At 35.9% G+C, this 7,973-nt stretch carries 5 protein-coding genes; 3 read left to right on the plus strand and 2 right to left on the minus strand.

Annotated features, from left to right (window positions below; all coding sequences use genetic code 11):
- The coding region (locus tag ACY65O_RS10990) for an outer membrane beta-barrel protein (RefSeq protein ID WP_462220906.1) at positions 1-893 on the plus strand (893 nt) is incomplete at its 5' end.
- Positions 894-1,053: 160 nt separating this feature from the next.
- Positions 1,054-2,034: a hypothetical protein gene (locus ACY65O_RS10995; RefSeq protein ID WP_462220907.1), complete on the plus strand. Its 981-nt coding sequence runs from the start codon at positions 1,054-1,056 to the stop codon at positions 2,032-2,034.
- Between the two features lie 133 nt (positions 2,035-2,167).
- Here the strand turns inward: ACY65O_RS10995 and pyrH are convergent, their stop codons facing one another.
- Both pyrH and ACY65O_RS11005 read right to left on the minus strand, forming a co-directional pair.
- A complete protein-coding gene (pyrH, locus tag ACY65O_RS11000) occupies positions 2,168-2,887 on the minus strand; it encodes a UMP kinase (protein ID WP_462220908.1) in 720 nt (239 codons plus the stop codon).
- 77 nt (positions 2,888-2,964) lie between these two features.
- Positions 2,965-4,383 (minus strand): tetratricopeptide repeat protein, encoded by a 1,419-nt coding sequence (locus ACY65O_RS11005; RefSeq protein ID WP_462220909.1) that lies wholly within the window; start codon positions 4,381-4,383, stop codon positions 2,965-2,967.
- A 163-nt stretch (positions 4,384-4,546) separates the two neighbouring features.
- Here ACY65O_RS11005 and ACY65O_RS11010 point away from each other — a divergent pair, with 163 nt between their 5' ends.
- Positions 4,547-7,495 carry an FAD-binding and (Fe-S)-binding domain-containing protein gene (locus tag ACY65O_RS11010; RefSeq protein ID WP_462220910.1) on the plus strand — a complete coding sequence of 983 codons (2,949 nt, stop codon included), beginning with the start codon at positions 4,547-4,549 and terminating at the stop codon, positions 7,493-7,495.
- Positions 7,496-7,973: the final 478 nt, after the last annotated feature.

Genomic DNA, 7,973 nt, shown 5'->3' on the forward strand with positions numbered 1-7,973 from the left:
GCACTCCAACAAATAATGAATATGATATTGCTGATGGCAATTTAAATTTTAATAACAAACCTCTGGAGGATTTTTATTTAAAAAGATTATTATTTGCAGCTGCGGAAAAATCATCATCAGAAAAAAAATCAGCGGAACTTAAAAAAAGGTTTTTGCCCAATATATTTTTACCCGATTGCCCTTCGGTAGAGAAAGATGCGGCAGGTAATAAAACTTACGTTGAAATTTATGGCGGGCCGGATGTTGCTTTTCGCAGCATTAGTGATACAGGCAGCTCCGTTTATTTACAAAAAAGAAAAGAGAGTACTAAATTTTCATCGGCATACAGTGCCGGCTTACGCTACACCAAAGTATTTAACAATGGCATGAGTGTACGCACGGGAGTAAACTACAGCCAGATAAATGAGAAATTTTCTTTTGTACAGGGCAACCTGGTACAGATAACTTATATAATTGATGCCAATGGCGACACTACCGGCAGTTATATTACCACCGGTACCAGGTATAAAACAACCTACAATAAATTTAAAACAATTGATGTGCCTTTACTGGTTGGTTACGAAATGGGCAATGGAAGATTTCATGCTAACATTAATGCAGGTGTTATTGTAAATATATACAGTTGGCAAAAGGGAGAAGTGCTGGATGCATCTTACCAGCCCGTAAATATTACCACCGGAAAAACAAATTCGCCGTATCAATATAAAACAAATATTGGTATGGGCTTTATGGCCGCCGCATCTTTTTATTATAAGCTTAATGAAAAATTGCATGTGCTGACCGAACCCTATTTCCGCTACAGTCTTTCGCCAATGAGTAAAGAAAATTTAACTTTTAAACAAAAATATAATACGGCAGGCTTGCGGTTAGGCTTAAGGCTTGATTTGAGATAAACAATACAATGTCATGAAGTCATTGGTCATTAAAAAAGAAGTTCAGGTTGAACAATAATGCTGAAAACGTAAATGCAAAAAAGGACAAATGACTTAAGTTTTCAGGCAGCGCAAATAAAATTCAAAGTATCTTAATAGAAGTAACCACAATAAAAAAACAATGAGCAAAAAAATAGTAATCATATTAATAATCGGCACAGCATTATTTTTAAATGCCTGCAAAAAAAGTACTGATGTTTTTGTGCCTGATGCCGGGCAAATAAATGCAGCCGATACTATATGGAGTAATTCGCTTGCGGCTACAGCACCTGTTTATACTTTACAAAACACTTTGTTATTACAAACAGTAAAGGACAGTATTGAGGTAAATGCAAATGTTGCTTTATTAACAACTTCAAACGGTGTGCAGCTTACATTTCCACCCCTTTGCTGCGTAGGCAGTAACGGACAATTAATAACTGGTAAGGTATATGTAGAAATATTGCTGATAAAAAAGAAAGGTGATATGGTGCTGATGAATAAACCCACCATCAGCAACGGAAATGTATTAGTAAGTGGTGGCGAAATTTTTATAACGCTAAAAAAAGATGGTAAAGAATTGCAACTGGCACCTAACGTAAAAATTTATATCCGCTATGCTGATGCCTCTACCAATCAGCAGATGAAATTATTTATTGGAGATGAATCTAACCCGGCACAATTTAACTGGATACCTAACACCACTTTATCCGATACAATTGGTATAGGCCCCCAAACTTATGAAATTGCTACCAGCCACCTGCGCTGGATAAATTGCGATTATTTTTATGATACTGCCGGCATTACCCGTTCAACAGTTAGTGCACACCTTCCGGCCCATTATACCAATGCCAATACAACCACATTTTTAGTTTTTAAAGATTTCCGTTCGGTATTAGGTATGTATGCAGATGTGCCGGAAAAAAGATTTATCAGTGGCAAAGTTCCTAATGGTAAAGCAGCTGTAGTTGTTGCAATATCAAAACAGGGCAATGATTATTTTTTAGGAAAAGAAACGATAACAACAGGTATTAATGTTACCACCGGCAATAACCAAAGAGTTTCATTAAGCCCTGTAAAAACTTCTTTAGCTGATATAAAATTATTTTTAAGCACTTTATAAACTCTATTGAAACTGCAAATAAAAAAATTGTCCCGGATAAATTCGGGACAATTTTTTTATACTTACGGTTGGTATCTTATAATATGCTTTCCTGAATAAAAATCCTATTAACCATTCACAATTCACCATTCAGCTAACTCACCAATGTACCCACCTGTTCTCCATTAATCACTTTTAAAAGATTGCCCGGTTTATTCATATCAAAAACAATGATGGGTAATTTATTTTCCATACAAAGTGTAAAGGCGGTCATATCCATCACCTTTAAATTTTTTTGTATGCAGTCGGCAAAAGAAATGGTTTCGTATTTAGTGGCTGTTTTATCTTTTTCAGGGTCGGCGGTATAAATGCCATCCACCCTTGTTCCTTTTAAAATAACTTCTGCTTTAATTTCAATTGCCCTTAACGAACCTGCGGTATCAGTAGTAAAATAAGGGTTGCCTGTGCCTGCTCCAAAAATTACAACTCTCCCTTTTTCCAAATGCCGCATTGCCCTGCGGCGAATATAAGGTTCTGCAATTTGTTCCATTTTTATAGCACTTTGCAGCCTGGTATAAACGCCAGCTTTTTCTAAGCCTGCCTGCAATGCCATACCATTTATAACTGTTGCCAGCATACCCATATAATCGCCGTGTGCCCTTTCAATACCGGTCTCTGCTTCATTCATTCCCCTGTAAATATTACCGCCGCCAATTACAATGGCCACTTCGGCACCGGCTGCAATAATTTCTTTTACATCTTTTGCATATTGTGCAATAATGTTGGTATCTAAAGGCTCGTAAGCATCATTGCTTTTTCCCATCAGCGCTTCGCCGGAAAGTTTTAGCAATACACGTTTGTACTTTAAGCTCATTGATTTAATTTTTGCGAAGATATATTTTTATGCCTGTTTTGCCATTCTTATTTCAATACAAAAAAGTATTTAACTGTTTAATTGATACTTTTTAGAGAGAGGGTAAAGCCAATATCCATTTTTACAATCATCGGGTTTTGTACATCATTTAAAATCCATAATTGCCTGCTTCCATCCGTATTCTTAATATGAAATGTATTCAGATATTTCCAGTTGTCATTTACTTTTATCCTGGAATTAAATGATTCTTTGTCTTTTTTATTTATTGCATCGGGTACTACTGTAAAAACTTCTTCCCCATTACCCACATCCATTTTACAGCTGCCATTTTTTTTAAATCCGTTAAAAACAGCTTTGCTTATCCATATTGCAGTTTTATCAGTGAGTACAGCATTTTTTAAATCGGGGCCAAAATTATTATTTTGAGCTGTAGCTTTTTCCATAGCGTCTTTGGTTATGGTTATATGTCCATTCATATTGGGCCCGCTGGTCATCAACCAGTCAAAAGCTAAACTGTCATCAGCATTTCCGGTAAGGTTGATAACTTTAAAATTAAAATTTCCTCCAAAAGAACTTACGGCCCAGCTTGCTGTTTTAATATTTTTTATTAAAGGCGAAACAAAATGTGCCGGGCATTTATAACGAAAGCGCATATAATTATACCTGTCATCTTTTGCAATTAATAATTCAGCCGCTGCACAGGCTTCGGCTGTTTTACCTAACGCTGCATTCGCTGTAATTCTATCAGCCTCAAATTCCAGCGCTTCAGGAAACAGCGTAATTAATTCGTCATATTTTTCTATAGCTTTACCATACAGTTCGTTGGTTTTGTAAATAAAAGCGTAGGTATAAATAATTTCTTTTTCTTTTGGATATTTCAGATACAAATCATTTACCGTGGTTATTGCTTTAGTGTATTGCTTATTAAAAGCCAATTCCTTTGGATAAAAATACCCTAATATTCTTTTCTCTTCATCATTGCGGCAAAGCATAAACATTTTTTCCATTAGGGGCAATGCTTTTTCATGAAAGCCACTATCAGAATAAATACCTCCTTTTACAAAATAACCATACGGCCCGTTGGGGTTTATTTTTATTGCTTCGTTAGCACAGGCAATGCCCGATGTTAAAATATCTTTTACCGGAACAGAAAAGCCTGTGAGTGCAATATACTTTGCAGCAGTATCGCTATTATTATACATTTTTTTTATCAAGTCAAAACCCTGTTGATATTGCTTTAACGTAATATGGCTGATGGCTTTTTGAAAAGTAATTGCCGTGTCTTTTGGAAACTTAAGCAGGTAGGGCGCTGCTTTTGTAATTACGGCTGCATACTTTTCGGCCCGGTAAAGATTAGTGATATCTTCTTTTATTTTTTGATAATTAATTTTTGCAGCCGCAGGCTTCTGGGCATTTACATTTTGTACCTGCAAAGAGGCAGAAGTAAATAAGAAAATATAACAGACAGCTCTAAATATCAGCCTAATGTATTTCATGCCATGCATTTTTATACTAAAATATGAATACTGATTTTTAGTACCCCTTATTGCAGTACAAATGTATTTTAAAAAGATACATTTCTATTTTTTGTTTACAATTTCATTCAGCATTATTTTATTTTTTCTTAAACTATCTTTGCTGCTCTTTTAACATTGTATAATGACAACTGCCTTAAAGCAATTAAGCCAACATTTAAACGGTGATTTATTTTTTGATAAAACCATGCGTACGCTTTACGCAACAGATGCCAGTGCCTACAGGGAAATGCCGTTAGCCGTTGCTATTCCAAAAAATACGGAAGACCTGAAAAAATTAATTGCATTTGCCTGTCAAAATAAAACTTCAATTATTCCACGTACTGCCGGTACATCTTTGGCAGGCCAGGTGGTGGGCAATGGTATTATTGCAGATGTATCAAAACATTTTACTTCAATCCTTGAATTAAATACAACAGAAAATTGGGTAAGGGTACAGCCCGGCGTAATACGTGACGAGTTGAATATGTTTTTAAAACCACATGGTTTATTTTTTGGTCCCGAAACTTCTACTGCCAACCGGGCAATGATTGGGGGCATGGTGGGTAATAATAGCTGCGGATCAAATTCGGTGGTGTACAGAAGTACAAGGGAACATTTAATTTCGGTAAAAGCATTATTGAGTGATGGAAGTGAAGCCGAATTTAAAAGTGTAAGCATCGATGAGTTTCATAATAAATGCGAAGGTGAAACTTTAGAAGCAGCTGTTTATAAAACTGTAAGAAGTTTACTCAGCAATTACGAAAACCAGCAAGAAATAAAAAAAGAGTTTCCTAAAAAATCTGTAGAAAGAAGAAACACCGGTTATGCAGTAGATATATTAACTGAAGCAGCTCCTTTTACAGCAGGTGGCGAAGATTTTAATTTTTGTAAATTGATTGCAGGCAGCGAGGGTACACTGGCTTTTCTTACAGAAATAAAATTAAACGTAGTACCGCTGCCACCAAAAGAAACAGGCTTACTTTGTGTGCATTTTAATTCTATTGACGAAAGTTTAAGAGCTAATTTAATTGCCTTAAAATATAAACCTAGTGCCAGCGAATTAATTGATCATTATATTTTAGAATGTACAAAAGATAATATTGAACAAAGCGAAAATCGTTTTTTTGTACAGGGCGAACCCGGTGCTATTTTAGTAATTGAATTTTGCAGAGAAAATAAAGAAGAAATAATTGCGATTGCCCAACAGGTAGAAGCTGATATGCGTTCGGCAAATTTGGGCTACCACTTCCCGTTACTGTTTGGTGCCGACAGTAAAAAAATATGGACACTGCGTAAAGCTGGGTTAGGTTTACTGAGCAATTTACCCGGCGATGCTAAAGCGGTGCCGGTAATTGAAGATACCGCAGTTGATGTAAATGATCTGCCGGCATACATTCGTGATTTTAATGAGATATTGAAGAAGCACAATTTATACTCCGTACATTATGCCCACGCAGGCAGCGGCGAAATTCATTTACGGCCCATCATCAATTTAAAAACTGTAGAAGGCAATAATTTATTTAGAACCATTGCAGAAGAAATAGCAACGCTGGTAAAAAAATATGATGGCTCTTTAAGCGGCGAACATGGTGACGGAAGATTGCGAGGCGAATTTATAAAACAAATGGTAGGCGAAAAAAATTATGCACTTTTAAAAGAAATAAAAAAAGCCTGGGACCCTAATAATATTTTCAACCCCAATAAAATTGTAGATACACCCAGTATGAATACTATGCTGCGGTATATTCCCGGGCAGCAAACGCCTGAGTTTAAAACACATTTTCGTTTTAATAAACAAAATGTATTGCAGCATGCAGAGCAATGCAATGGCAGTGGCGATTGCCGCAAAACGGCATTAAGTGGCGGCACCATGTGTCCATCATTTATGGCTACTAAAAATGAAAAAGATACTACAAGGGCAAGAGCAAATATTTTACGGGAATTTTTAACCAACAGCGATAAGCTTAATCGTTTTGATCATAAGGAAATTTATGAAGTGATGGATTTGTGTTTGAGTTGTAAAGGTTGTAAAAGCGAATGCCCCAGTAATGTGGACGTAGCAAAATTAAAGGCAGAATTTTTGCAACATTATTATGATGCCAATGGTGTGCCTTTTAGAAGTAAGCTGATTGCCAACTTTACTGCTTCTGCAAAATTGGGTGCCTTAGTTCCTGGCTTATATAATTTTGCAGTCAGTAATTCAGTAATTGGTGGTGCAATAAAAAAGCTTTCTGGCTTTGCAGGTAAACGAAGTATGCCAACTATGTACAAAACAACTTTACAGAGTTGGTACAAAAACCCCCATCCCCTAAAGGGGGGTAAAAAGGCAGAGCGTACAAATAACTCCCCTTCAGGGGATGGGGGCAGTGTCTTCCTGTTCTGTGATGAATTCACCAACTACAACGATACCGAAATTGGTATTAAAGCAATTTTACTTTTAGAGAAATTGGGTTATGAAGTAATTATTCCAAATCATTTAGAAAGCAGCCGCACCTGGTTAAGTAAAGGTTTAGTGCGTAAAGCAAAAGAAATTATTAATAAAAATATTGAATTGCTTCATCCGGTAATTTCTGATGATACGCCGATGATCGGTATTGAGCCTTCCGCTATTTTAACTTTTAGAGATGAGTATATTGATTTAGCCACTGATGAAAATGTAAGCAAAGCAAAAGCATTAAGTAAAAATGTTTTTTACATTGATGAATTTATTGCCCGTGAATTTGCTGCAGGCAAAATTGATGCGTCGTTATTTTCAACAGCAACAAAAAAAATAAAACTGCATGGGCATTGCCAGCAAAAAGCATTAAGTGCATTAAGTGATACCGCTTCTATTTTATCTATACCAAAAAATTATTCTGTTGAAATTATACCCAGCGGTTGCTGCGGTATGGCCGGTAGTTTTGGTTACGAAAAAGAGCATTATGATTTAAGTATGCAAATTGGTGAGTTGGTTTTATTTCCTGCCGTACGTAATGCAGATAGTGAAACCATTATTGCTGCGCCGGGTACCAGTTGCCGCCATCAAATAAAAGATGGTACTGGTACAAAAGCAAAACATCCGGTAGAAATTTTGTGGGAGGCGTTGCTTTAATTTATATTTTAAAACTGTTTAAATCAATTAAACTAATACGGTTTAGCTAAAGCCATTGCATTTTCATTGCATTACCACGCCTTTAAAGGCGTGGTAATGCAAATTGAGGTTGTCGGATTTAGCCAAATAAAAAAATAGGTTGCATTGTGTGCAACCCATTTTAATTTTCCCGGAAAATATTTATTTAAAATTTAAACCCTTTTATTTCATCGTTATCACTTTTTTGAAAAATCATTCTGCCCAGTTCATCTAATTTATAATCCGGTGTTTTATCTCCCAGCATCATACTCTACATATTTTTTCCATCAACCTTACTTACAATAGCGGCATCGGATATCTGATAGCATTTTACATTACCGGTAAATTTTTTTGTCCATTCTTTTGCTGGTTGCTGGGCAAAAAATTACAAAAGCCATTATAAAAGTTACTGCAAGGGTTAACAATTTTTTTATTCTTAAAAGTTTAGGCTGTAAATGTG

This window comes from Ferruginibacter sp. (genome assembly GCF_031430955.1).
GTDB lineage: Bacteria > Bacteroidota > Bacteroidia > Chitinophagales > Chitinophagaceae > Ferruginibacter.

What these genes read in the sequence shown, in the direction of transcription:
- ACY65O_RS10995 (WP_462220907.1), top strand. Translation starts at nt 1,054, where the DNA reads ATGAGCAAAAAAATAGTAATCATATTAATAATCGGCACAGCATTATTT.
- pyrH (WP_462220908.1), bottom strand. Translation starts at nt 2,887, where the DNA reads ATGAGCTTAAAGTACAAACGTGTATTGCTAAAACTTTCCGGCGAAGCG.
- ACY65O_RS11005 (WP_462220909.1), bottom strand. Translation starts at nt 4,383, where the DNA reads ATGAAATACATTAGGCTGATATTTAGAGCTGTCTGTTATATTTTCTTA.
- ACY65O_RS11010 (WP_462220910.1), top strand. Translation starts at nt 4,547, where the DNA reads ATGACAACTGCCTTAAAGCAATTAAGCCAACATTTAAACGGTGATTTA.